A 446-nucleotide genomic window follows, 5' to 3' on the forward strand; every position below is an offset into this window, starting at 1 on the left:
TTTGATGAAAGCATAAAAACCGTTAACGGATAACAGTTCACATTAATTTCAAGCATAAAAAATACCGCACAAAAGTGCGGTATTTTTTTCTGTCTTTTTTCATTCATTCGTCAAAGGGGATTTTGTTCTGTTGATGGCCACGCGTTCACAACGGCTTTAACTAAAGTCGCGAGGGGAATTGCGAAGAAAACACCCCAAAATCCCCATAAACCACCAAAAATTAATACGGCAATAATGATGATTAATGGATGTAAATTAACAGCTTCCGAAAACAGGAAGGGGACTAATAAGTTACCATCTAAAATCTGACTGATGACATAAGCACTAATCAGGTACCAAAAAGGTTGGACTGATCCCAAATTGGGCGACAGCAACGAGTGCAATGGGAATGGTGACCAACACCGCACCAATATAGGGGACGAGTACGGATAAGCCGACAGCAACGG

Annotated in this window: 1 pseudogene; it reads right to left on the reverse strand. The window is 40.8% G+C overall.

What is annotated here, in order from left to right:
* Positions 1-110: 110 nt before the first annotated feature.
* Positions 111-446, reverse strand: a pseudogene (locus tag C3007_RS09835) (AI-2E family transporter); the annotation flags it as partial.

The sequence above is a fragment of the Avibacterium gallinarum genome (assembly GCF_002921135.1).
In the GTDB taxonomy this organism is placed as follows: domain Bacteria; phylum Pseudomonadota; class Gammaproteobacteria; order Enterobacterales; family Pasteurellaceae; genus Avibacterium; species Avibacterium gallinarum.